A 23,931-nucleotide genomic window follows, 5' to 3' on the forward strand; every position below is an offset into this window, starting at 1 on the left:
CGGTGTCCGGATGCTCGTGGAATGAGTGTCCGGATCAGCGTGGAATCACTGTCCGGATGTGCGTGGAATGGGTGTCCGAGTCAGCGTGGAATCCGCAGTCAATGGCATGTTCGATGATGAACAGCCGTTTTCCTCTGAGGATTTTGGCTTGGTCAGCCAGGGGAATTACTGGGAAACGAGCTGATGACAGGACTGCAGCTCGGCGACCTTCTTGAGCCCGTCATGCAGCTTGCTTACGACGCAGGTCGACTTATCGAGTCAGAGCTTAATAGACCAGACGGCCCAAGGGGCAGTGGCTTTAAGGCTGACGTCGATGTTGAGATCGAGTTACTTTTGCGACGCCGACTTAAGCAAATCCTTGATTGTGATTTTGTCGGAGAAGAAACAGGCTGCGAGCTATCAGCCCATCCATTTTGTTGGATTGTTGACCCGGATGACGGCACAGCTGACTTCCTGGAACGGCGTGCTGGCTCTGCCGTTTCTATTGGACTGCTGCACAACTTAACGCCCGTGCTAGGCGTGGTGCACGCCCCTGTCACGGCTAGAGGCCCAGACTGCATTGCTTGGGCTGAAGGTATGCCGGCCCTGCTTAGAAATGGTCGCCCAATAGTGAATGACCTGCAATCGGTGACCTTGGCAACGGGAGCAGAGGTAATGGTTAGCTACGGGGCTACCCAAAAAGACAAGCAGAATGCGGTGCTTTGCCATCCGGCCATTTTTCATCCGATGCCAAGCATTGCTTACCGTCTGGCGCGTGTTGCAGCAGGCGACGGTGTTGCTGCCGTATCGCTATACAGCGTTTCCCCCCATGACCTGGTTGCGGGCCATGCTCTGCTGCGGGCTGTCAATGGTGATATTTGGAATGAGAAAGGTGAGCCGGTGCGATACGCATCACCACAAGCCTTTAGCCGAGGTTTGAATTTCTGCTTCGGTGGTGCGCAAGCGGCGTGCATGGAGTTGCTCGGCCGGCCGTGGGATTCGTTGAAAGGCAGTGGTGTTGTGCCTTGAGTTGTGAATATGGTTCAACCGTCTGGCTGAACCTCCCCCAGTCTCGTAGACTCTCGCCCGGCATCTTCTGGCCTGGAGTCGCCGGTCGCAACAGGCTGGAGTCGGCCAATAACAGCTACTCGACTTCCGCATCTCACGCTGCCTGTAGATTTATTGGCCAGGCTTGGCGCTTATGTGCGATGGAAGCGACCTTGACCATCCTCTGTTGGACTAACCGGCGAATAATTCTCTCTTTTCATGCCGGCTGGTTGGGGGCTACGGGCGGATGAAGCTGGTTATAGGATTCAAGTAGCTCTGCAGACAGCCTCTGGCATGGTTGATGTCGCGTCCAGTCCCGAATGCCATGCGCAGGACACTGTCAAATCGAGCAGTTACTCGGGCTGCGCCGGCTATTTTATGATTTACGGCATCGAATCCATATATATTCATAATTTTTAATACCAGAGACTCTGTGCACTCTACTCGTTGCCGAAGAATACTCTTGGCGGTGACGGACTCAGAATTATGTACTCCCATAAGAGCCCTTTTATCTCCTGTGGCCAGCCAGAATGGCGCTCCTTTGTCATGCAAGTCGTGAGCATGCAGCAAAAGCGCCTGCTCACCTGCATCTATATTTTCCATCTGAGAAAGCTCTTCTAGGAAATCAATATCTTCATCTGCAGCTCCAAGCTCTGTGCACCCCTGCACTAACTCGTAGAGTCTCTCGTATGCCTCGACGCTGCCGACACGCTTGGCAATGCACTTATCTGCATCATTTAGATATAGAGAGTGCTTAACGAAATCAAGAACATGACAGTCGGGAAGCGCGCACTCAAAGACTGCTAAAGCCTCATTGGTAAGATTGCACTGTGAGAGCTTTATTAATATATCGTTATCGGTTAGCAGAATCATTTAAGCAATAAGATTCCGCAACAGATGCTCGCTATCCGGGTTCAGGCCGTCGGCCAGATTATCGCACGCGGCCTGCGTTACAGTCTGCTGGTCACTTCTGTCGCCAGCAATGAGGTTAGCGGCGCTCACGCAAAGGGGGAAAAGTTTGTTGTTGTTATGGGCGCAGTTCAAGACAACATGTGTCGGGTCTATACGGTGCTCACGGCCATACCGAATAGCAAGCTCCGCAAGTCGCGACGCTTTCATCATGCTCTGAAGGGTGAGTCTACCGTCTGCGTTCCCTGTCAGAAGCTCAATTGCAAAGCGATCTGCCTCCACCTCTTGAGGATCACGTTCTGCGTCGGCGTCGCTATTTTTAATCTCGTCATCAACAATTGCGCCGTTAGCCGCAACGTGTCCCAACGCTATATGTCCAAGCTCATGAGCTAGATGGAAAAGCAGAAAGCCACTTACGCGCTTATTTGACAGTACGATTGATGGCCGGCCTTTAATTGACATTGCAATGCCGTCCATCTTCTTTTTACCAAGAAGAGGGGTGGCAAGATGGAGCACTGGAATTCCAATATCCCAGCAATAGTCAATTAGCTGAGAAAGACCTACCCAGTCATTTCCTTTTCCCAAAATATGCGCACGTATGTCGGCAGCAGAAGGGGGGGGTAAGAGATACTCCCGATCCAGGGCGGAAATAGCTATGCGAGAGGCGCTTTGTGCAAGTGCTACAGCAACTTCAATATCAGCATCGGTAGTTTTGGCTGACCTCTTGAAGCGCTTCTCTGTTGGAAGGTCAAACTCAATGCGTGGTGGTGTTTCACTGATTGGGCGGATGCGCAAGCTGAGGGCTTTAGCCAAGTAGAGCTTGGCCTGCTGGGCACCTGATGGAGTTGCCTCAATCTCTGGGGACCACCATTCTGGGAGAATATGTGCAAGCTTTTGCCTCGTGAGGCCTTGCCTCCCGAGGGCGGAGTAAAGGTGCTGAATGTTAGTCATAACCTCTCCTCCTTGGCCTAGCTTGACTTAGCTGCAATGTGTTGGACACAAAGGCAGCAAAAATGCCACCGCATCATATAGATCTAGCACCAAAAACTCAAGTTATCCACAGGTCAAACGACTCTGACAAGTTACCAAAAAAGGTGGTATTCAGCCGGGTGACATGTTCTGGCGCTCACGATCTGAAGCAAATGACGAGCACCGAGACGGAGGGGCGCGGGCTGGACAATCGCTGAGACGCCAAAGTTTGACAGCGGAAAGACCTTTGCGTTACGTAGGCCGCGAACCCCTTCCTTTCGGGAGGCATCACGACTGGCTTGGGGCGAACGCCTTGAGCGAGTGGCTGTTTATGGCCGGTTAGCGACGGCCTAACTTCGACCGTCGCTATGTATGGTCAAACCTCGGTCTGTTCCGCCATCTCCAGGGCGTCATCGACCTCAATCCCCAGATACCGGACACATGCTCGCCATAGGCAACGTCGCGCACACGGACCCGTTGAGAGATAGAGCGGGCTGCTCTACAAAGGGCTTTATAGGCTTTTATAGTCAAATTATAGAGGATTATAGAATCCGTTCTGGAGGCCTGGTCTGCGCCGTCTGCTCACAGGTTAGTCCGTTCAAAAACGGCGGCAAATATCACGGGGCAAGTTGGGCAACTTCTGGCAGCCTTCCTGCCAGTCTTGTGATGGATCTTGTCCGAAGGCTCGAATTTCAGGACGTAGCTGCCATCCCATGAGCCTTTTCCGGGTTTAAGTTTCTGAACACCGGATCAGGTCTTCTTTTGAAGCTGTGAAACCGGACGCTCCAGCATTGATTGCGTTAGCCCATGCATATCCGCATTGGCTTGCCAGATCAAAAACCGCTCATACATATCTCGAAGAACAGCCGACAGCTTCTGATTGGTCGCTTTCAGTTCCTCAATGCGCTCGTTGGCTGCCTGAATATCGGCAATCCAGCCCGGCTTCAGCTTCTGAGCCCTCAATCCCGCCTTGGCATTCTTCATTGCTAAATCCACGGCAGGTAGATTCATCAGGGACTGGCGAGCACGACTGATCCCCAGTTTTTCTTTGCAGGCCTCAACGAGCAAGGGCCAGGTCAGCTTCGGCTCTGACCATTCCTCAATCAGCTTAATGATGCGCTTCTCATCCTTTGGCGTTAAATGCCCCATCGTTAACCCTCGATCTCATCCAGCAAGGCCAAGACGTCATCCAGCGATGGCAACGCCTCTTGCGCCTGGTTCTCTTCAATGACTTTGACTTCGATCAGCCCCGACATTGCGGCGGCGTTCTTGGTCAGCGTCCAACCGTTATCGGCGTTCCACACGATGGCACCGTTTTCGAGTTCGGGGTTTTCCAGCGTATGGATGAGCGCCTCGCACTTAAAGAGCTTCTCACCCAGTTTTTTGGCCGACTCCGATGCCCCAAACACGCCCCGAGACTGCGCATCCAGGGCTTTATCGAGACGACGTTTAAGGTCGTCGCGTTCTTCCTTAAGATTGCTCAGCTTTACGTCATCCCCTTTGACGCAACCGAGCCGCCCGCAGTCCAAACAGGCACCCATTTTCGGGCAGGGCTCGGAAGCAAAGTCATGCACACAAACGCCGTAAGGGGTTAGATGGATAATGCGGTCCTGCTCACCCTCGCGCAGTTCCCTCACCTCAATCAGGTTCAGCGGCTGATTGGTTTTGACCTTTTCCAGACGCTGAGCAGCGGTGCTGTGCTTCGTTTGTGGGTGGTAATCCGCAACCCTTTGGGTGCGTTCCTCGACGGTTTCATGGTTGTAGACCGACCCCATCGACGTGCGCCCGGAGAAAGCATCAATCAAGAGCTGCGAAAGGCCTGCCCGGTGCATCTGCGTGTTCAATTCGTGCCGAAACGCATGCGTGTTGACCGTGACGCCGGGGTAACCATGGCGCTCGAACAAGCTTTTCTTATTCGGGTCGTTTGAACCGCCTAATTGCACAGACATTCGATTAGGGGTCGCCGCGATCTCCACGCCAAACCCGTGTGTCGCAGCAACCTTACCTGAGTCTTCAACCAGTGCTCCCGTGCGTACGGTGAACAACGCATCACGGTACTTCACCCGAGCTTTGCCCTCAGTGTAAGGCGTGGTGTATGGAAAATCCTTTGGAAGATACTTCTCCCGCAACAGTACATTGAGCTTGCGCAGCGTGGTCACACACCGGTCGTCAAATTCAAAGCTCTCTATCCTGCCCTTAACAAATATGCGCTTCCCCGCGCTGGAATCCCAACCGTCTCGGATCTCGGCCAATAGGGCTCGGGCGACGGGGCTGAGTGCCGTTTGCTTCTCCATGCCTTTCAAATTGTTATTGAATACGGCTCGCGGGTTGCTTCTCTCATGAACGCTGAGTTTCAGCGCGGCACAAGCTTCTGCGTAGGTGAGCGGTTCATCAGGCCCCTTGGATGGAAGTCCTTCATGGGGCGGAAACTCATCTGGATGATCCTCCAGCCAGGCGGCGTAAGCCCGCGCCTCATCGGTGATCGGTTTCAGTAACGTGATGGCCCGCTCGACGACCGGCTCCATCTCAGGCGTAATGACGGGCTTCAGCGTCACCTGGTTTTTCTTTTCCGCGTACCAGCGTAAGAACATGCGCTGGTTGCCTTGGGTATCCTCTTTGAATACTAGGCAATCCAATTCAATATCCGCCAATTCACCCACGCGACTAGGTGCGCTTAGCAACAGCGCACAGGCGGATGTCACAACGATATCGAGGGGGCGGGTCAATTCGTTATTGAAAACTTCCCCGAGGGCCTTGATCGCTTCAGTTTTGGGGAGCTTACTTTCCCGATCCGCTTTTTGCTGCTTGAGCGTGCCACTCTGCCTCCGTGTCAGCGGAGAGGTCCACCGAAAATCCGACTTGAACAGTTTTTTGGCCCGCATCAATGTGATGACGGCCTCAATTGCCTTACCGTGGCTGTATGCAGTATTGCCTTTTGTCCAGTGACGGTTCATGTAGTCGCACGCTTTATTACAGACAGCGGCGGACACCCGCGTCACATCCCGCGTGCCGGTCAACTCGAACAGGGCGGTTTCCAGCGCCTTCAGGGCGAACAACCACTCTTTAATAGTCTTTTTCTGCAAATACACCTTTCGATACACCATTATGGCTTTTGCAAAATCCGTGAAGGGTGCCTGCATCGCCTTTTGGGCGGTTTTGGTCGATCCAAGTGTCGTGAAGCTACAGGAGTGGACGCCATGCGGGTGCCAACTGTCGTCTTCCCAGCGAATACTCGCGTGCACTCGATTGGGAATGCCTTTGGGCAGGGTCTGTTTTGCCCATTCGATAAACGCCGCGAGCTGAGCCTCCACAGCCAATTGGCTCCTGGGCTTAAAATCGACAATGTTATTCGTCGGTTCAGAATCAAACGCTTCGGTCATTCTTCTGTCCTTCCAGAACCCGATGATCGGCGCATGGCCTCACAATCCAGAATCACCTTGCGGCAAGCCAAAATGGCCCGATCCCAGAGCACGCCGGTGGTTTTGTCCGTAGCAATTGTTTGCTCCCGACGACGTTCCAATCGCTTAAGGACCGAACTGTGGTCCGCGTCCAGAAGTGGCTGAAACTTTCCGCAGGCGTAACAGGTAAACGGCGCATCGAGATGGCAGGCAGCATCAGCACCGCACACCGCCAGATCCTCGATTAGTCGATCCGCTAGTTCCCCGTTTTTCGCTGAGGTGCGATCTGTGACGATGATCCCGGTGAACGCATTCACAACTAAGGCCAGATGGTCGGTCATCTTCGCGTCGATCAACGCCAGCAACTCTGCCGACACCTGTCGGTACTTTCGCACTGTTTGAGTACCCTTGTGCATCAATGCGCGGGCCATCGCCCACTCACTCATCCCCGCATTAGACAGGTCCGTGCCGAGGGTGTGCCTGAATCGGTGACCCCGCGTCAAAATCAGCGGCTGATGGGTGCGAGGCGAAATCGGACAGCCCTTCATATGCTCTATGCGCGCAAGCCAAGAACGGATCGTGTTTGCTCCGGCATGAAAGATCGCCTGCGGCGCGTCTTCGAGGCCTTTTTGAAGAGGGCTGTCGAGCAAAACAGGGGGATTCATCACCTCCCTCGTTCCTGCTTCGGCATCCAGCTTCCGACGAAAGAGGGGCAAATTCTCAATGGCTACATCCCAGTCGGTACCGTCTGGATAAGTTTGCCAGAGTTGCGCCAGAACCATTTTCTTGTAGGTCTGCACCAAGCTGTAGAGGTCATCATCCAGACTGAATATTTCGTACTTTACTCGCCAAACGCCCTCATCGCCTCGCTGCTTTGCAAAGGGTATTCTGACCTTGCAGCCCTGATCTCCCTTTGTGAAATCACCAAAAACTATCCCTCGCGCCTGATAGCCTCGCAGCCCGTAAATCATCAATATGCGGAGGTACAGGTATTGCTCGCAATCTAACTGCCCGTGACAAAACTGCTCATGTATCCATTGATGCAGAGCGTCCTGTTCCACCTGCGTGTACGGGCCTTGTTCAGGGTCCAGGCTGAGGATCGCATCTTTGCTGGATCGCTTTTTCCTGGGCAGTGCTTGGTAGGCATCGATCAGGGCTCGCGACGGGCGCTGTTCGAGGGATTCGCAGTCGTGCCAAAACGCCATGAAAGCGGCGATGATACAAAGCTCAGACATGCTTAAGCGCTCCCGCAGAGCGATCAGGTGATTCTCGTTAAGCGGGTCTATCCCGGCCTGAGCAGCCCGCGACAACACACTGGTGTTGTTAGCAACCGTGCTCGCTGACACATCGGCCATTCGGTACGCCAGGGCGGCGTGCAACCAGGGCTGCCAATCCGGCGAGACGCAGGCAATAGCCGCTTCCCAGTTGGCTGATGAATTAGCCGATTTATCCGGTCTCCACATCGGTTCGGCGGGCGTGAACACCTCCCCACATTTCGCCAGGCGAGGCGTGTGCAACCACGCATCGAGGCTGTCCTTCGTGGGTGCCTGAAGGGCTACGACGGAGACTTTCACTCTGAATCTCCTTTTGTCGAGCTGGCCACATGACGGCTGACCGTAAACCGCTCGGCCCGTTTCTGTATCGCTTTGTCTGCCTCTTCCTTCCAGAACTTGGCGCCGTAGAGACCGGGCATGTTCGACTCGGGACTCCAGCCGAACATCCATGTGAGGACCTTTTGAACTTGCGTGGTGCGATCCTCCGGCGTCAGCGCTGCTAGTTCCTCACGCATGCTTTCCAGCATCGTGTAGACCGCATCATGCCTCAGAATATGCGGGTGCACATGAGCCAGTTCTGGCGCTATTTCTCGTACCCTGGACAGAACACCATCCACTGCCTTGATGGTCAGAGGTCCGCCCTCATTTCGCTTGTGCGCCACCAGCAAAAACGGATGCCTTCTCGCTCGCGATGCGCCGCTACGGTGCTTTCTGTGGCGATATTTCGATTCGTACTCAGTGATTGCGTCATACAAGTCATCGGTCATCACCAGCATGCGCTCGTGGGTTTTGAATTGCGGGGCCATCGTTCGTGGATCGAGGCTCTCATCCTCTAGGTTGACCACCGCTAGTTGACGACTGTGCCAGTGAATATCGCTGGTCTTAATCAGCAGCATCTCAGAGCGGCGCAGCCCCATGTCGAGACCCAAGAGCAAAATGATGTAGTTACGCAGCCTGATGGCCTCATCTGAAAAGGGATTCTCGGCGCTATCCGGATGCATTATTTCCAGCAAGCGAGTTCGCTCCTGACTCGTAAGCCCCTTCATTTCGTCCGTTCGCGTTTTTTTCCACGCAGGGCTGGCCGCTTTGATCTTGCGGTTGATGCGCTTCTTCACATCGTCAACCGCCTCATATCGTGATGAGTGATCACCCAACTTGTCATAGAGGAAGGCCAGATAATCGCGTACCGCCTCGATTCGCTGCCGCGCATGGACTTTGCCAACGGATTTGTAGGCAGTCGGATGCAAACGCATCCCCGCATACCTCATGGCCAAGGTTTCCTTACTAAACCCCGCGTCCGACACAAATCTGGAAAGCTCACTGTCTGTCAGGTATTGGCTGGCAGGGCGCTGTTCGATGCGAGAAATCAGATCAATAGAGGAAAAAGCCAGAAACTGCTCAAGCACAACCAGATGCTCAAGGTACTTCTTTGTTGTTTCCAGTGCTCTGCCCGAGTGTTCCATGGTCATGTAGAGGTTGGGGTAGTAAACCGGGATGTAGTCTTGCACCAGCAGCTTTCTACGAGCACCATTCACCACCTGCTCTATGACCTGGAAACCCATATTGCTCTCTCATAAAAAATAACTTTTCTAAGTATAGTCAGGAACAAGTTAAGGTCAACGCAAAACCTAACGTTTTGCTTTCCAGAATTTAAGCGCTTGCCGCTACCATAAAGCACTGAAAAAACAGGATTAAAGGCGAATCAAACCATGTCCAAAAGTGACAAAGCAGGCAAAACAGGCTCTTGCGCTGCAACGATGCGCCAAGCACCTTGAGGATGCGCGCCGCTTGCGCCTGCGCACCGCGTGCCTGTAACCAATAAACGCAGGTCAGCCCCAGACGCTCCCAGCTTTCATCATAGGCACGTACCGTTTCCCACTCACCGGCCTGCAGCCGCGCGGGCAACTCAAAGCGCTCGGCGACCGCCTCCATGGCCGCACTTTTACCGCTAAGCAGCGCCTGACGCATGCGCTCCTGTGCCACCTGACTGACAAAGCGTGCGTAGTTGCCCAGCTGCAAAATGCACGACAACTGATCCAGCAACCGACTGGCTCGCGCCTGCTGCTGACGCCGATGCAGCAGCCGTGACAGGGTGATGTAAACCGTGGCAATCGCCTCGGTGGCCGAGGACGAGTTGACCATCGCCATCAGCTCATCACACAACTGCTGCGCCTCGGCCAACTGGTTTTGCTCATACAGCACCACCACCATGGCAGTGGCACGGTTCACCCAGGCCGGCGAGGCCTGATCGGCCTGCTGGTAATCCAGACACACCTGTTTGCGGGCATGGGTCGCCCGCCCGGCGTTACGGTGGCAGAGCGCGATGATCAGGTCGGTGTAACTCTCCAAAAAACTATGCCCGCATTGGCGCAACAGTTGTTTGGACTCACTGGCAAAGCGAATGGCGTCTTGCAGGCGGGCAGCCAGCAAATGCTGATAGGCAATGACCGCCAGGGTACAGGCGCGGATTTCCACATCCTGCCCCGGCCCCAGGAGCTCGCGCCAGGCGGGCGGCGGGACGAAATCTTTGTCCTGCTCAAACAGGCCGAGCAATAACGCAAGGAACTGCCGCGTGGCCGGATCGAGGGGGGTATCGGGCCTGTTGTGCAGCAGGTTATCCAGCAGTTCCAAGTGGTAATGCGCCTGATGAAAACGCCGTGACAACGACAGCGCTGCAATCAGCCAGCCAAGCAATTTCGGCTGAGCCAACAACTGCACTTCAGGTAGCGGCTCTAACCAACGCAGGATGTCGCCAAATTGCCCGCAGCGCACCCAAGCCGCGCAGCTGTGCTCCAACAGCTCCAGAAAAAAAACCTGATCGGCGCACTGATGGGCATGTTGCAGCGCCTGCTCGAACTCACCCCGGCGGAGAAAATAATGCGCCGCCCGGCTGTGCAACGGTTCCAGACGTGCGTACGCCTCGATCAACAAGCGCCGGCTGAGAAAATCCTGCAACAGGGCATGGAAGCGATAACTGCCTGACTGGTTCTCCACGGGCAGCAAAAACAATTGCCGCTCGGCCAACTCTTCCAGCAACAAGGCCGAGCCCGTGCGCTGCAGCACGTCATCACAGAACGCACCGTCAAAACGCTCAAACAGCCCGCAACACAGGAGAAACTCACGCAACTGTGGCGGCAACTGACGCAGCACCACATGGCCAAAGTAATCGACGATTTCCGGCTGGCTGCCATTAAAGCGTTGCAAGGCCTGCGTACCAAAACGCGCATAGGCCAACAGGGCCATCTTCACCCCGGCCACCCAGCCTTCGGTCATCCCCAGCAAGGTGTCGAGATAATCGGCAGGCAGCGCCTTCCCGCCCAAGTGGCAGTTGAGCTGCTGCACCTGCTCGGGTGACAGACGCAAGTCATGTTGATTGATGCACAGCAGGCGGTTGTCCAGTTTCAGCTGGCTCAGGGCAAATCCCGGGTGATTGCGGCTGGCAATGATCAGGTGCACATGGCCGGACAACTGCTCCAGCAACACCGCCATGACCTCAAGGATGCTCGGTGACTCAATCCACTGAAAATCATCGAAGGCGATAAACAGCGGCCCTTCTACCCGCGCCAGGGCATCGGCCAGTAATTCGCCCAGCAGCCGGGGCGATAAGCTGGACGCCACCGCCAGTGGGTTAAACCATGAGGTATCAAAATCGCTCACCTGTGCGCGAATGCTGTCGGCCAGGCGGCGGAAAAAATACAGCGGTTCGTTGTCTCGCGCCTGCAGCGGGTAGAACACCTGCCTGGCCATGCAGCGAGCTCGCCAATGCTGCAGCAAGGTGGACTTGCCAGAGCCGGCCGGTGCCAGCAACAGCGTGAGGGTGAACGCGTCACTGCGTATCAGCAGGTCCAGAAGATCCTGGCGCAGCACGCCGGTGGCCGTCGAAGCGCACGGTTGGATTCGGTCCATTGGGCAGACCCTAATTTTTATTATTCTCGCGCGAACGAGCGCCGCGCCTGGCGGTGGATGCTAGCCCGCGCCTGAACAAAGAGCGTGAAGCACGTCAAAGTTCGGGCATCCCTAGCCAAAGGTTTGCCCAACGCGATAACAGCCGGCAAACAACCTGATTGCAATGCCTCCCTCGGAGCCAGCCTCATGCAGTGCGTCTATTGCGCCTATCGACTTGAAGCGTCTGGCTTATCGGTTACCATGCCCGTCCGCCTGATTTGACTTAAGCCGAGAGCCGTAATGTCGCAACCCTGGAGCCCTGATAGCTGGAGAGCCAAGCCGATCCAGCAACAACCGCAGTACCCGAACGCCGCGCACCTGGCGCAGGTCGAGCAGACCCTGGCCGGTTATCCGCCGCTGGTGTTTGCCGGTGAAGCCCGCGAACTGCGCCGCCAGTTTGCCGAGGTCACTCAGGGCCGCGCGTTTCTGCTGCAGGGTGGCGATTGCGCCGAGAGTTTTGCCGAGTTCAGCGCGGCGAAGATCCGCGACACCTTCAAGGTGTTGCTGCAGATGGCCATCGTCATGACCTTCGCTGCCGGCTCCCCAGTGGTCAAGGTTGGACGCATGGCCGGTCAGTTCGCCAAACCGCGCTCGGCTAACGATGAAACCATCGACGGTGTGACCTTGCCCGCCTACCGTGGCGACATCGTCAACGGCATCGGCTTTGACGCCGCCAGCCGCGTGCCAGACCCGGAGCGCCTGCTGCAGGCCTACCACCAATCCACCGCGTCGCTGAACCTGCTGCGTGCCTTTGCCCAGGGCGGTTTTGCCGATCTGCATCAGGTGCACAAATGGAACCTGGAGTTCATTGAAAACTCAGCCTTGGGCGAGAAGTACAACCAACTGGCCGACCGCATCGACGAAACCCTGATGTTTATGCGCGCCTGCGGCATGGACAGCGCAGCCCAGGTGCGCGAAACCAGCTTTTTCACCGCCCATGAAGCGTTGCTGCTGAACTACGAACAAGCCTTCGTCCGTCGCGACAGCCTGACTGGCGGCGACTATGCCTGCTCCGCCCACATGCTGTGGATCGGCGACCGCACCCGTCAGTTGGATGGCGCGCACGTTGAGTTCTTGCGCGGCGTGGGCAACCCGATTGGGGTGAAAGTCGGCCCGAGCATGAACAGCGAAGAGCTGATCCGCCTGATCGACATCCTCAACCCGGACAACGATCCCGGCCGCCTCAACCTGATCGTGCGCATGGGTGCAGATAAAGTGGAAGCCGGTCTTCCGCGCCTGATCCAGACCGTGCAACGCGAAGGGCGCCAGGTGCTGTGGAGCTCAGACCCGATGCACGGCAACACCATCAAGGCGTCCAGCGGTTACAAGACCCGCGACTTTGCGCAGATCCTTGCCGAAGTTAAGCAATTCTTCGCCGTGCACCAGGCCGAGGGCAGCTACGCCGGGGGGATTCACATCGAGATGACCGGGCAGAACGTCACCGAATGCATCGGCGGCGCACGGCCGATCACTGAAGACGGCCTGTCGGACCGCTACCACACCCACTGCGACCCACGGATGAACGCCGACCAGTCTCTGGAACTGGCCTTCCTGATCGCTGAAACACTCAAGCAGGTAAGGCGCTAGAAGAGGATTAGCAGACTCTGTGGGAGGAGCCGCGCGGCGCTTTAGCCGCGATGCCTTCAGCGCTTTAGCACTCAGTCGCGGCTAAAGCCCCTCCCACAGCAGCGGCAGATTACTCGTAGCGCTCCACTTGGGCGTAGTGGCTGAGCTTGCCGCGCATGGCTGGCACGGGCCTACGCAATCAAGCGCTCACGCAAGCGCCCGAGCATGCCCATCAGGCTGCCCACTTTCTCCCGTTCACGCTCATCACGCGGCGCTTGTGGCAGGCGTGTGACCACCTGCGCCGGTTGTGCGCGCCACAGCTGCACCTGCTCGGCAGCGGCCTGCAGGCCCTTTTCAAACAGCCCCCGGCGAATCGGTTTGGGCAAATAACGGAAAATCTGCGCTTCGTTAATCAGCTTGAGCAACGCCTGGGTGTCGCTGAACGGCGTCACCACCAAGCTGAGCAAGCGCGGATGGGCCTGGGCCAGGCTCTTCAGTAACGGCGCGGTATCCTCGCCGCCCAGTTGCAGATCGCTGACCAGCAGATCAACCGGCTGTGCATTGAGCAATTCCACCGCCTCACGCAGTGAGGTCGCACGCAGCAGGCGATGAGCACCGGCCACGCAGAACTCAGCCACCACGTCCAAGGTCGGTGCATCGTTGTCCAGCAACAGCACCGTCAGCGCTGACGCGGGTACGGAGGCTTGCACACGCACGGTCTGCGCCTGACGTGCGGCAATCTGTGCGGCCTGACGCAGGGTGAAGGCCATCTCCTGCTGATCCCAGGGTTTGGTCAGGTAGCGGAAGATGCCGCCGCTGTTGAGGGCTTCCACCGCCGCATCCAAGTCGCTGTAACCGGTCAGCAAAATACGCAGGGTATCGGGGGCAATCTGCTGCGCCTGGGCGAGCAGTTCGGCACCGCTCATTTGCGGCATGCGCTGATCACTGACGATGATGTGCACTGGTTCGGTTTTCAGCCGCTCCAACGCCCGGCGCGGATCGCTCTCGGTCAGCACCTGGTATTCACGGCGAAACTGCAGGGCCAGGCTGCGCAGAATGCGCTCTTCGTCGTCGACAAACAGAATTCGAATCGGCTCGCTCATCTCAGGCACTCCGCTGTAAGGGCAGCGCCTGCGGGCGCGGCAGTCGAATCAAGAAACGGGTGCCGCGCCCGGGTTCGGACGCCGCACGGATTTGGCCACCGTGGTCCTGAATGATTTTGTAGCTGATCGACAGCCCCAAGCCGGTGCCCTGCCCGACCGGTTTGGTGGTGAAAAACGGATCGAAAATCCGCGCCAGCACCTCTGGCGACATGCCGCGCCCGGAATCTTGCAGGGAGACAAACACGGCGCTGTCATCGGCCCAGGTTTTCAGCAGAATCTGGCCAAAGCCGTCGATGGCCTGCGCCGCATTATTCAGCAGGTTGAGCAACACCTGGTTGATCTGCGAGGGGGCACAGGGAATGCGCGGCAAATCTCCCAGTTGCAGGACGATGTCGGCTTTGTCCTTGATGCCGTTGCGGGCAATCACCAGCGCACTGCGAATGCAGTCGTTGAGGTCCACTTCTTCACTCATGGCGCGATCAAGCCGCGCGAAGTCCTTGAGCCCGACCACCAACTCGGCAATCTGCTCCAGGCCATACAGGGTGTCGCTGAACAGTTGGCCGAAGTCTTCCATGAGCAATTCAGGAGAGGCCAAATCGCGCGCATCGGCAGCGGCTTGCAAGGCGCTGTGCAGGCGCGCGTCATCACAGTTTGGATCATTCAGGCAATCAGCCAGAGCAGCCTGGGCGTCGGCCAGATCAAACAAGGGGGTGCTGAGCTCGCGCAGCAGTTGCACGTTGTTTTTCACATAGCCCAGCGGGGTGTTCAGCTCGTGGGCCACACCCGCCACCATTTGCCCCAGCGAGGCCATTTTTTCCGACTGCACCAGCTGCGTCTGCGACTCCTTCAACTCCACCAACGCCTTGCGCAGCACCTGATTGCGCTGGGCAATGCGTGATTCCATGGCTTTGAGCAAATCCAGCACCGTACCCAAGCCGCGATACACGCCCTGGGCATCGACCAGGATAAAGTCTTCGGTGATGGGGTATTGCAGTTGTCCGGTGATCTGCTTGGCCGCTTCTTCCAGGCTGGTTTGCAGGCTAACCACCAGCGGCGCAGGGTTCATCACCTCTTGCACCGCGTGACGACCGCGCAGGTCGCGACCAAAACGCTGCATAAAGATGTCCTGCAAGGCCGTGCGGCTGACCAGCCCCAAGGGCCGGCCGTCGTCATCGACAATGGGCAGGGAAAGAAACGCTTTGTGCTCTGGCGTCAGCAGGCGATCGGCAACATCCGCGATGCTCATCTGTGCCGACAACGCTGCAACCGGCTTGAGCAAGCGCGCTAGAGCGCTGGCTGTGGTCATGGCAGACTCCCTGTGCATTGGAAAGCCGCCATTCAACCAGCGCCAAGTTGCTGCCACGTGACAGTGATCACATTACTTTGCCATCCTGCCGGATATCTGTTCGCCCACTGCGGCCATAGGCATTGATCGTCTGGGCGGCTATGGTGCGCGCTCACTCATACAAGGATGAACCCATGAGCTGGTACATCGTGTTGTTAATTGTGTTTGTGCTGGGTTCACTCATCAGCGGTTTACTGATGTTGCTGCGCACCGCCAAACCGCTGAAGTTGAGCAAAGAGCAACTGCAGCAAATCCATCAACGAGAGCTGGAGCAACAAGCCAAGGATGACGAGCGCTAACCCGCAATTAGCGTTACAGCTGCGCTTACTGCTGCCCATCAGCGGCCTGGCTGCCGGTTTTAGCCTGGGTTTTATTCAACTGCCGGGCTTACTGGCCGGGGTGGTATTGATTGGCTGGCTGCTGTTTGCGCAAGCGCGAATGGCCGAGGGTGTTTGGGCCACGGTGAGCTTGCTGGGCTGCTTGGCTCTGGCTGCTCATCTGCTGCCCGGTTTTACGCCAACACCGTTGTGGCCGGCTCGACAGATTAGCGACGACGCCGCGCCGTATGCCCTGCGCCTGTCGTGGGACAAACTGCTGGTGGGGCTTGCTCTGCTGGCTTGGTGGCTGGGCGAAAAAACACCGAGCCGCACACTGAATGACCGCGTTTGGCTAACGGCTGGGCTCACCCTGTTGAGCGTGCCATTACTGGCCCTGGCACTGGGCTTGGTGGCCTGGCAACCGAAGTGGCCTGAGCAGTTGTGGTTGTGGCTCGCCGTTAATTTAGGCGTGGCGGTGCTTGCGGAAGAACTGCTGTTTCGCGGTTTGCTGCAAACCCGCTTGGTCAGTTGGCTGGGGGCCTGGGCCGGTATCGGCCTGACAAGCCTATTGTTCGCCCTGGTGCACATACCCTTTAGCCCGTTGTTTGCGCTGGTGGCAGGCATCGCCGGGTTGGGTTATGGGCTGATTTTCCACTTCAGTGGCCGCATCAGCCTGGCGATAGCCTTACACCTAGCCGTCAACCTGCTGCACCTGTTGCTGCTCAGTTATCCACTGCGTATCAGCTGACAGCGGGCTCAATCAGTGGGCACGCCAACTGCACCCTCAACATGGTAGCGCTCAAGCAACGTGTCTAACTGTCGATCCCGGTTAAGCAGTTGCAATAAATCGGCGAATGCGGCCACCGCAATTGGCGACTCCGGGCGGAACAACGCCTGATGCCGATAGACCTGATCAACCCGCTTTGACACCAGCAGGGAACGGGCCTTACCCGGGTAACGTTGCAAATAAGCCTGCAAGTAGGAACGCGTGACCACCGCCACATCGGCCCGGTCGCGCAGCAACATGCCCACGTTGCTGTCGTGGGAATAGGTCAGCAACGCATTGAAGGTTTCCGTGAGAAACGCCTGATTCGAGTTAAAGCCGGCAAAGCCATAGTGGTAGCCGTTGTAGAGGGCCATGCGCTTGCCGGTGAAATCATCGAAATACCCTTCATCACGCCCCGGTTTTAAACGCGCGACATACACTTCGGCGTCTTCAATATTCAGGTTGAGCGCGTCATGGGCGGTGTCCTGCCAGCCCCAACTGGGTGACTCAAACAGAATCAGATCAAAGCGCCCGCTTTGCAGATCGCGGTAACGTCGCATGGTCGAGGTCGCGACCAGGTTAAACCGGTAGTCGTCCTGTGCCAGGTTGAGAGCCTGCAGCAACTCGGGTAGCAGCCCTGTCGGCTGCTCGCTCTCTGGTTTGAGCACATAAGGCGGAAAATGGTAAGCACCCACACGCACCTCTTGTGCGGCGGTTGCGGCGCAGGCCAGCGATATCAGTCCCAGCAGCAGTACTCGGAAAAGCCTGATCACACGGCACCCTCACAACGTTAAAAGGCCTAAGTGGCGACCCACCCTCTGCAACATGCAGTCACTGCGCCAGCTTAGCCGAGATCAATCAGGACTCCTTCACGACCAAAGATAGGGCCTCTTCGGCTAATTGATCGAGGGTCATCGGCCCTTCGGGGCGGAACCAGGTATTAGTCCAGCTCAGCGCACCCGTCAGCAAACGCCTGAGAATAAAGGGGTCCGCCTTGAAATAGCCGGCCGCCTTGGCTTCAGCCAAAACCTGCAGCCACAGCTGCTCATAGGTATCGCGCAAATCGAGGATAAACGCCTGCCCTTCCTCGGACAGCGAGCGCCATTCATACACCAGCACCGCCATGGCCTCACCCGTACCGCCCATGATTGATTGCAGCTCGCAGCGGATCAGCGCCAGCACACGGCCGCGCAAATCCGTGGCTTCAGCCAGCGCCGCGTGCATCAGGGCGGTGTTGTAGCGAATGGTTTCTTCCATCACCGAACGCAGGATTTCGTCCTTGCTTTTGAAGTGATGAAAGATGCTCCCCGACTGAATACCCACCGCACTGGCCAGGTCACGCACCGTGGTGCGCTCATAGCCTTTACTGCGGAACAGATGGGCTGCGGTTTGCAGCAGTTTGCCGCGTGCGCTGTCGGGATCGGTGATCTGCCCACTGGCCACCAGGGCACGCATCACCGCCTGCGCTTGTTGATCATCCACGCTAAATACTCTCCGGCTTTTTATTGCCTGGCCCCAAACATTGCGTGCTTGAGCCAAGTGCTTGTCGTTATTAGTGAAATTTATGCTTCAGGCGCCACCCAAGCAAGCGCTTGGCCACACTTTTGATTAGAAAGATTCAGCGCAGGGCTTTTCAACCAAGCGCTTGCTTGGTAGCCTTCGAATCACCTTATTCCTGTGTTGCGGATAACTCCAATGACCAAGACCGTACGCATCGGCTGCGCCTCCGCCTTCTGGGGCGACACCAGCACCGCCGCCGCCCAGTTGGTAAAAGGCACTGAGCTGGATTACCTGGTATTCGACTACCTGGCTGAAGTAACCATGTCGATCATGGCTGGCGCACGGATGAAAAAACCGGACGCTGGCTACGCCACAGATTTTGTCGAGACACTCGCGCCGCTTTTGGGTGAGATCGCTGCGAAGAACATCCGCGTGATCAGCAACGCCGGCGGGGTTAACCCCAGCGCCTGCGCTGCGGCATTGGCAGCGGCCTGCGCACAGGCTGGTGTAGATCTAAAAATCGCCGTGCTGCACGGTGACAACCTGCAACCCAAACTCGGTGAACTGGCCAAAGCCGGCACCGTGGAGATGTTCAGCGGCGCGCCGTTGCCGCCCTTCTGCGTCTCGGTCAACGCTTACTTGGGCGCGCCCGGCATTGTCGAAGCCCTGAAGCTGGGCGCCGACATCGTCATCACCGGCCGCGTGGTGGACAGCGCCGTGGTCAGCGCCGCACTGGTGCATGAATTCGGCTGGCGCTGGAGCGACTATGACCAGCTGGCTCAGGCCGCCTTGGCCGGGCACATTATTGAATGCGGCGCGCAGTGTACGGGCGGCAACTTTACCGACTGGGACAGCGTGCCGGACTACGAACACATCGGCTTCCCGGTGGTGGAAGTGGCCGCCGATGGTGGCTTTGTGGTGACCAAGCCGCACGGCTCTGGCGGCCTGGTGACGCCCTTTACCGTGGGCGAGCAGATGCTTTATGAAATCGGCGATCCACGGGCGTATTACCTGCCCGATGTGCTGTGTGATTTCACCCAGGTGCAACTGACTCAGGTGGGCGAAAACCGCGTGGAACTTAAAGGCGCACGCGGCCTGCCGCCGACCAATCAGTACAAGGTCAGCGCCACCCACCCGGATGGTTTTCGTTGCACCGCCAGTTGCTTGCTGGCCGGTATCGATGCGGTGAAGAAAGCCCAACGCGTCAGCCAGGCGATCATCAATAAAACCGAAGAAATGTTCGCTGAGCGCGGCTGGGGAGCCTACAAAGAAGTCAGCATTGAGCTGCTCGGCAGCGAAGCGACTTACGGCAGCCGCGGCCAGCGTGCGGACACTCGCGAAATCGTGCTGAAAATCGCCGTGCGCCACGCCAAGAAAGAAGCCTTGATTCTCTTCTCCCGTGAGATCGCTCAGGCCGCCACCGGCATGGCACCGGGCCTGACCGGCATCGTCGGCGGTCGCCCGACGGTGTATCCAGTGATTCGCCTGTTCAGCTTTCTCGCGGATAAAAATGCCTGTGCATTGTCGGTGGAGCTCAACGGTGAGCATACCCCCGTCAGCCTGCCGCAGATTGACGTGCTGGACAGCGCACAGATTGCCGCCGATATCGCTGCGCCGCAGCCAAGCGGTCAGGCAGATACCAGCGTGCCGCTGATCAAGCTGGCCGTGGCCCGCTCCGGTGACAAAGGCAACCACAGCAATATCGGCGTGATGGCCAGAAAGCCCGAATACTTGGCGTGGATCGCCGCTGCGCTGACGGAGGCCGCCGTGGCCGAATGGATGCAGCACACACTGGATGAGAAAACCGGCCGCGTGAGCCGCTGGTATCTGCCGGGTAGCCACAGCCTGAATTTTTTATTGGAGAACGCCCTGGGCGGCGGCGGCGTTGCCTCCTTGCGCATCGACCCGCAAGGCAAGGCATTCGCCCAACAGCTATTGGAATTCCCGATACCGGTGCCCAAGGCGCTGGCCGCTAGCCTCGAACAAGGACAATAACAATGAGCTACGACTCGGTGTTTAAACCCGGCCTGTTTAGCGGCCAGACCATCATGGTCACCGGCGGCGGCAGCGGCATCGGCCGTTGCACCGCCCATGAACTGGCGCACCTGGGTGCTCACGTGGTGCTGGTGGGGCGCAAGCTGGAAAAGCTTGAAGCCACCTGCAGCGAGATTATTGAGGACGGCGGCCAAGCCAGTTTTCAGGTGTGCGACATCCGTGACGAAGACGCGGTCAAGGCCATGGTCAAAAGCGTGGTCGCCGAACGCGGGCAGATTCATCACCTGGTCAACAATGCCGGTGGCCAATTCCCCGCGCCGCTGATCGGCATCAACCAGAAAGGCTTCGAAACCGTGGTGCGCACCAACCTGGTCGGCGGCTTTCTCATCGCCAAGGAAGTCTTCCTGCAGAGCATGAGCAAACACGGCGGCTCAATCGTCAACATGCTCGCCGACATGTGGGGCGGCATGCCCGGCATGGGCCACTCGGGTGCCGCACGCGCCGGCATGGAGAACTTCACCAAAACCGCCGCCTACGAATGGGGCCATGCCGGGGTGCGGGTCAATGCCGTGGCACCAGGCTGGATCGCCTCCAGCGGCATGGACACTTACCCCGAATCCATGAAGACCATGATCCGCTCGCTCAAGGATCACGTGCCACTGCAACGCATCGGCAGTGAGTCGGAGGTGGCGTCCGCCATCGTCTTCCTGCTCACGCCGGGGGCCAACTTTATCAGCGGCAACACCATCCGCATCGACGGCGCGGCCAGTCAGGGCACGCGGGCCTGGACCCTGGGCAAGGCGAAAAACAGCGAATCCTATAACGGCTTCCACCGGGCCTATGTGCCTGCAGTATTGAAGGAGTAAGGCGATGCCCGTCATTCAGTCCGACATCGATGTGCATGGCGCAGACTTCGCGAAAAACCGCGAGGCCATGCTGGCCGCCGTGGCCAGTTTCCGTGATGTGGAGCAGAACTGCCTGAACAAGGCCGCTGAAGCCAAAGCCAAGTTCACCAAACGCGGCCAACTGCTGCCGCGCGAGCGCCTCAACCTGCTGGTCGACAGCGGCGCGCCCTTTCTGGAATTGGCGTCACTGGCCGGTTACAAGCTGCACGATGACAAAGACGGCACCCAGGCCGGCGGCGGCATCATTGCCGGGATCGGCTACATCGCCGGGGTGCGTTGCCTGGTGATCGCCAACAACAGCGCCATCAAGGGCGGCACCATCTCCCCGAGCGGGTTGCGTAAATCCCTGCGTTTGCAACAAATCGCCTTCGAGAACAAATTGCCGGTGGTGACCTTGGCCGAAAGCGGCGGTGCCAACCTCACCTACGCCGCCGAGATTTTTGTGGAAGGTGCGCGCGCCTTTGCCAATCAGGCGCGCCTGTCGGCGGCCGGCATTCCGCAAGTGACGGTGGTGCATGGCTCCAGCACGGCGGGCGGGGCTTACCAGCCGGGCCTGTCGGATTACGTGGTGGTGGTGCGCGGCAAGGCCAAGATGTTCCTCGCCGGCCCGCCCCTGCTCAAGGCAGCCACAGGCGAAATCGCCACCGACGAGCAACTGGGCGGCGCTGAAATGCACGCACAAATCGCCGGTACGGCTGAATACCTGGCGGAAAACGATGCCGATGGCGTGCGCCTGGCGCGCGAGATTGTCGGCATGTTGCCGTGGAATGCACAGTTGCCCGCCAGCACCACAAAAGCCTGGCGTGAGCCGCTGTATTCGGCGGATGAGTTGCTCGGCATCGTCCCGGCGGATGCGAAAAAGCCCTATGACGTGCGCGAGATCATCGCCCGTATTGCCGACGGCTCGGAGTTTCTCGATTTCAAAAACGAGTTCGACAGCCAGACCGTCTGCGGTCATTTGCAGATCGAAGGCCACAGCTGCGGCATCATCGGCAACAACGGCCCGATCACCCCGCGTGGCGCAGCCAAAGCCGCGCAATTTATTCAGCTGTGCGAGCAGAGCAATACGCCGATCCTGTTCTTCCACAACACCACCGGCTTTATGGTCGGCACCGAGTCGGAACAAAACGGCGTGATCAAGCACGGCTCGAAGATGATTCAGGCCGTGGCCAACGCCACCGTGCCCAAGCTGACCATCGTCGTCGGCGGCTCCTACGGGGCCGGCAACTACGCCATGTGCGGCCGGGGTCTGGATCCACGCTTTATCTTCGCCTGGCCCAACAGCAAAACCGCCGTCATGGGCGGCGCGCAGGCGGGCAAGGTGCTGCGTATCGTCACCGAGGACAAACACCTCAAGGAAGGCAAGGAAGCCGATCCGAAAATGCTCGACATGCTTGAGCAAGTCACTGCGCAAAAACTCGACAGCCAATCCACCGCACTCTACGGCACAGCCAGCCTGTGGGATGACGGTCTGATTGACCCACGCGATACCCGCAAACTGCTGGGCTACTTGCTGGATATCTGTGCTGAAGCGGCCAGGCGGCCACTGAAAGCCAACAGTTTCGGTGTTGCCCGACTTTGACATCGTGTAGGAGCCAGCTTGCTGGCGATACGCTTCTGCTGACCTGATCGCCAGCTTGCTGGCTCCTACAGAACGAACACCACCCGACTTTCTGAGGAAAACAACAATGATCATCACCCAGGAACACGAAGAACTGCGTCGCACGGTGCGTAACTTTGTCGACAAGGAAATCAACCCGCATGTGGCGCAGTGGGAAAAGGACGGCCGCTTCCCCATCCATGAAATCTTCAAACAAGCCGGCGACCTCGGCCTGCTGGGCATCTCCAAACCGGAGAAATTCGGCGGCATGGGCCTGGACTACAGCTACTCGATCGTTGCCGCGGAAGAGTTCGGCACCATCCACTGCGGCGGCATTCCGATGTCCATCGGCGTGCAAACCGACATGTGCACCCCGGCCCTGGCCCGCTTTGGTTCGGATGAGCTGCGCGAGCAGTTCCTCAAGCCAGCCATCAGTGGCGAAATGGTCGGTTGCATTGGCGTCTCCGAAGTCGGTGCCGGTTCCGATGTGGCGGGCCTGAAAACCACGGCCAAAAAAGACGGCAGCGACTATGTGATCAACGGCAGCAAGATGTGGATCACCAACTCGCCGAGCGCCGACTTTATCTGCCTGCTGGCCAACACCAGCGACGACAAGCCCCACGTCAACAAGTCGCTGATCATGGTGCCGATGAACACCCCCGGCATCACCGTCAGCCCGCACCTGGACAAACTCGGCATGCGCAGTTCGGAGACCGCCCAGGTGTTCTTCGACAACGTGCGCGTGCCGCAGCGCTACCGCATCGGCCACGAAGGTGCCGGCTTCATGATGCAGATGCTGCAGTTCCAGGAAGAACGTCTGTTCGGCGCGGCCAACATGATCAAAGGCCTGGAGCACTGCATCAACACCACCATCGAGTACTGCAAAGAGCGCAAAACCTTTGGCAATGCGCTGATCGACAACCAGGTCATTCACTTCCGCATGGCCGAGCTGCAGACCGAAATCGAGTGCCTGCGCGCCCTGGTCTACCAAGCCACCGAGCAATACGTGCGTGGCCGCGACGTGACCAACCTGGCCTCCATGGCCAAGCTCAAGGCCGGTCGTCTGGGCCGGGAAGTGACCGACAGCTGCCTGCAATATTGGGGCGGTATGGGCTTTATGTGGGACAACCCGGTGTCACGTGCCTACCGCGACGTGCGCCTGGTGAGCATCGGCGGCGGTGCCGACGAAATCATGCTGGGCATTATCTGCAAGCTGATGGGCATTCTGCCGGGCAAGAAAAAATAGCCGGGAGCTATTTTTAACGTCGCACAGCGACGGCCCGGAGGGTGGCCGCCAGGGATGGCAGGCCATC

19 protein-coding genes are annotated in these 23,931 nt (G+C 57.8%); 8 read left to right on the forward strand and 11 right to left on the reverse strand.

Translation table 11 applies throughout. From position 1 onward, the window contains the following. Window positions 1-183 precede the first annotated feature (183 nt). Entirely contained in the window at window positions 184-1,008 is an 825-nt protein-coding gene (locus tag AUK77_RS07370) for an inositol monophosphatase family protein (protein WP_296127726.1), read from the forward strand. A gap of 255 nt (window positions 1,009-1,263) precedes the next feature. Here AUK77_RS07370 and AUK77_RS07375 read toward each other — a convergent pair whose 3' ends face one another. The 7 genes from AUK77_RS07375 to AUK77_RS07405 all read right to left on the reverse strand — a co-directional run bounded on the left by AUK77_RS07375 (window position 1,264) and on the right by AUK77_RS07405 (window position 11,482). After that, window positions 1,264-1,899, reverse strand: a complete 636-nt coding sequence (locus tag AUK77_RS07375; protein ID WP_296127728.1) for a hypothetical protein — start codon at window positions 1,897-1,899, stop codon at window positions 1,264-1,266. After that, window positions 1,900-2,886 (reverse strand): ImmA/IrrE family metallo-endopeptidase, encoded by a 987-nt coding sequence (locus tag AUK77_RS07380; RefSeq protein ID WP_296127731.1) that lies wholly within the window; start codon window positions 2,884-2,886, stop codon window positions 1,900-1,902. A 768-nt stretch (window positions 2,887-3,654) separates the two neighbouring features. Continuing rightward, complete coding sequence (locus AUK77_RS07385) at window positions 3,655-4,053, reverse strand: hypothetical protein (protein ID WP_296127733.1); 399 nt, start codon at window positions 4,051-4,053, stop codon at window positions 3,655-3,657. 2 nt (window positions 4,054-4,055) lie between these two features. Then, on the reverse strand, window positions 4,056-6,284 hold the full coding sequence (locus AUK77_RS07390) for a hypothetical protein (protein WP_296127735.1): 2,229 nt from the start codon (window positions 6,282-6,284) through the stop codon (window positions 4,056-4,058). Continuing rightward, window positions 6,281-7,876: a site-specific integrase gene (locus AUK77_RS07395; protein WP_296127738.1), complete on the reverse strand. Its 1,596-nt coding sequence runs from the start codon at window positions 7,874-7,876 to the stop codon at window positions 6,281-6,283. The genes AUK77_RS07390 and AUK77_RS07395 overlap by 4 nt, the downstream gene beginning before the upstream one ends. Beyond that, window positions 7,873-9,138 carry a site-specific integrase gene (locus AUK77_RS07400; protein WP_296127741.1) on the reverse strand — a complete coding sequence of 422 codons (1,266 nt, stop codon included), beginning with the start codon at window positions 9,136-9,138 and terminating at the stop codon, window positions 7,873-7,875. Before AUK77_RS07400 ends, AUK77_RS07395 begins: the two co-directional genes overlap by 4 nt. A gap of 88 nt (window positions 9,139-9,226) precedes the next feature. Continuing rightward, window positions 9,227-11,482 (reverse strand): AAA family ATPase, encoded by a 2,256-nt coding sequence (locus tag AUK77_RS07405; RefSeq protein ID WP_296127745.1) that lies wholly within the window; start codon window positions 11,480-11,482, stop codon window positions 9,227-9,229. A 279-nt stretch (window positions 11,483-11,761) separates the two neighbouring features. Between AUK77_RS07405 and AUK77_RS07410 the strand changes: the two genes are divergently transcribed. After that, window positions 11,762-13,108 (forward strand): class II 3-deoxy-7-phosphoheptulonate synthase, encoded by a 1,347-nt coding sequence (locus tag AUK77_RS07410; protein WP_296127747.1) that lies wholly within the window; start codon window positions 11,762-11,764, stop codon window positions 13,106-13,108. Window positions 13,109-13,278: 170 nt separating this feature from the next. Here the strand turns inward: AUK77_RS07410 and AUK77_RS07415 are convergent, their stop codons facing one another. Together AUK77_RS07415 and AUK77_RS07420 are read right to left on the reverse strand one after the other, a co-directional pair. Beyond that, on the reverse strand, window positions 13,279-14,190 hold the full coding sequence (locus AUK77_RS07415; protein ID WP_296127749.1) for a response regulator: 912 nt from the start codon (window positions 14,188-14,190) through the stop codon (window positions 13,279-13,281). Window position 14,191: 1 nt separating this feature from the next. Continuing rightward, window positions 14,192-15,496: an ATP-binding protein gene (locus AUK77_RS07420; protein ID WP_296127751.1), complete on the reverse strand. Its 1,305-nt coding sequence runs from the start codon at window positions 15,494-15,496 to the stop codon at window positions 14,192-14,194. Window positions 15,497-15,669: 173 nt separating this feature from the next. On the opposite strand from AUK77_RS07420, the gene AUK77_RS07425 reads away from it, so the two are divergent. Further along, the gene (locus tag AUK77_RS07425; protein ID WP_296127754.1) at window positions 15,670-15,834 is read left to right on the forward strand and encodes a DUF2897 family protein; all 165 of its coding nucleotides are present in this window, start codon (window positions 15,670-15,672) and stop codon (window positions 15,832-15,834) included. Further along, window positions 15,821-16,600, forward strand: a complete 780-nt coding sequence (locus tag AUK77_RS07430; RefSeq protein WP_296127757.1) for a CPBP family intramembrane glutamic endopeptidase — start codon at window positions 15,821-15,823, stop codon at window positions 16,598-16,600. The genes AUK77_RS07425 and AUK77_RS07430 overlap by 14 nt, the downstream gene beginning before the upstream one ends. Window positions 16,601-16,608: 8 nt before the next feature. Here AUK77_RS07430 and AUK77_RS07435 read toward each other — a convergent pair whose 3' ends face one another. Both AUK77_RS07435 and AUK77_RS07440 read right to left on the reverse strand, forming a co-directional pair. Then, complete coding sequence (locus AUK77_RS07435) at window positions 16,609-17,391, reverse strand: transporter substrate-binding domain-containing protein (protein ID WP_296127760.1); 783 nt, start codon at window positions 17,389-17,391, stop codon at window positions 16,609-16,611. A gap of 85 nt (window positions 17,392-17,476) precedes the next feature. After that, window positions 17,477-18,100 carry a TetR/AcrR family transcriptional regulator gene (locus AUK77_RS07440; RefSeq protein WP_296127763.1) on the reverse strand — a complete coding sequence of 208 codons (624 nt, stop codon included), beginning with the start codon at window positions 18,098-18,100 and terminating at the stop codon, window positions 17,477-17,479. 213 nt (window positions 18,101-18,313) lie between these two features. On the opposite strand from AUK77_RS07440, the gene AUK77_RS07445 reads away from it, so the two are divergent. The 4 genes from AUK77_RS07445 to atuD all read left to right on the forward strand — a co-directional run bounded on the left by AUK77_RS07445 (window position 18,314) and on the right by atuD (window position 23,864). Further along, on the forward strand, window positions 18,314-20,113 hold the full coding sequence (locus AUK77_RS07445) for an acyclic terpene utilization AtuA family protein (RefSeq protein WP_296127764.1): 1,800 nt from the start codon (window positions 18,314-18,316) through the stop codon (window positions 20,111-20,113). 2 nt (window positions 20,114-20,115) lie between these two features. Next, on the forward strand, window positions 20,116-20,979 hold the full coding sequence (locus tag AUK77_RS07450; RefSeq protein WP_296127767.1) for an SDR family oxidoreductase: 864 nt from the start codon (window positions 20,116-20,118) through the stop codon (window positions 20,977-20,979). Window positions 20,980-20,983: 4 nt separating this feature from the next. Further along, complete coding sequence (gene atuC / locus AUK77_RS07455; RefSeq protein ID WP_296127770.1) at window positions 20,984-22,600, forward strand: geranyl-CoA carboxylase subunit beta; 1,617 nt, start codon at window positions 20,984-20,986, stop codon at window positions 22,598-22,600. Window positions 22,601-22,706: 106 nt separating this feature from the next. Beyond that, window positions 22,707-23,864, forward strand: a complete 1,158-nt coding sequence (atuD, locus tag AUK77_RS07460; protein WP_296127771.1) for a citronellyl-CoA dehydrogenase — start codon at window positions 22,707-22,709, stop codon at window positions 23,862-23,864. Window positions 23,865-23,931: the final 67 nt, after the last annotated feature.

The organism is Pseudomonas sp. Ga0074129, from assembly GCA_001465025.1.
Taxonomy (GTDB): Bacteria; Pseudomonadota; Gammaproteobacteria; order Pseudomonadales; family Pseudomonadaceae; genus Aquipseudomonas.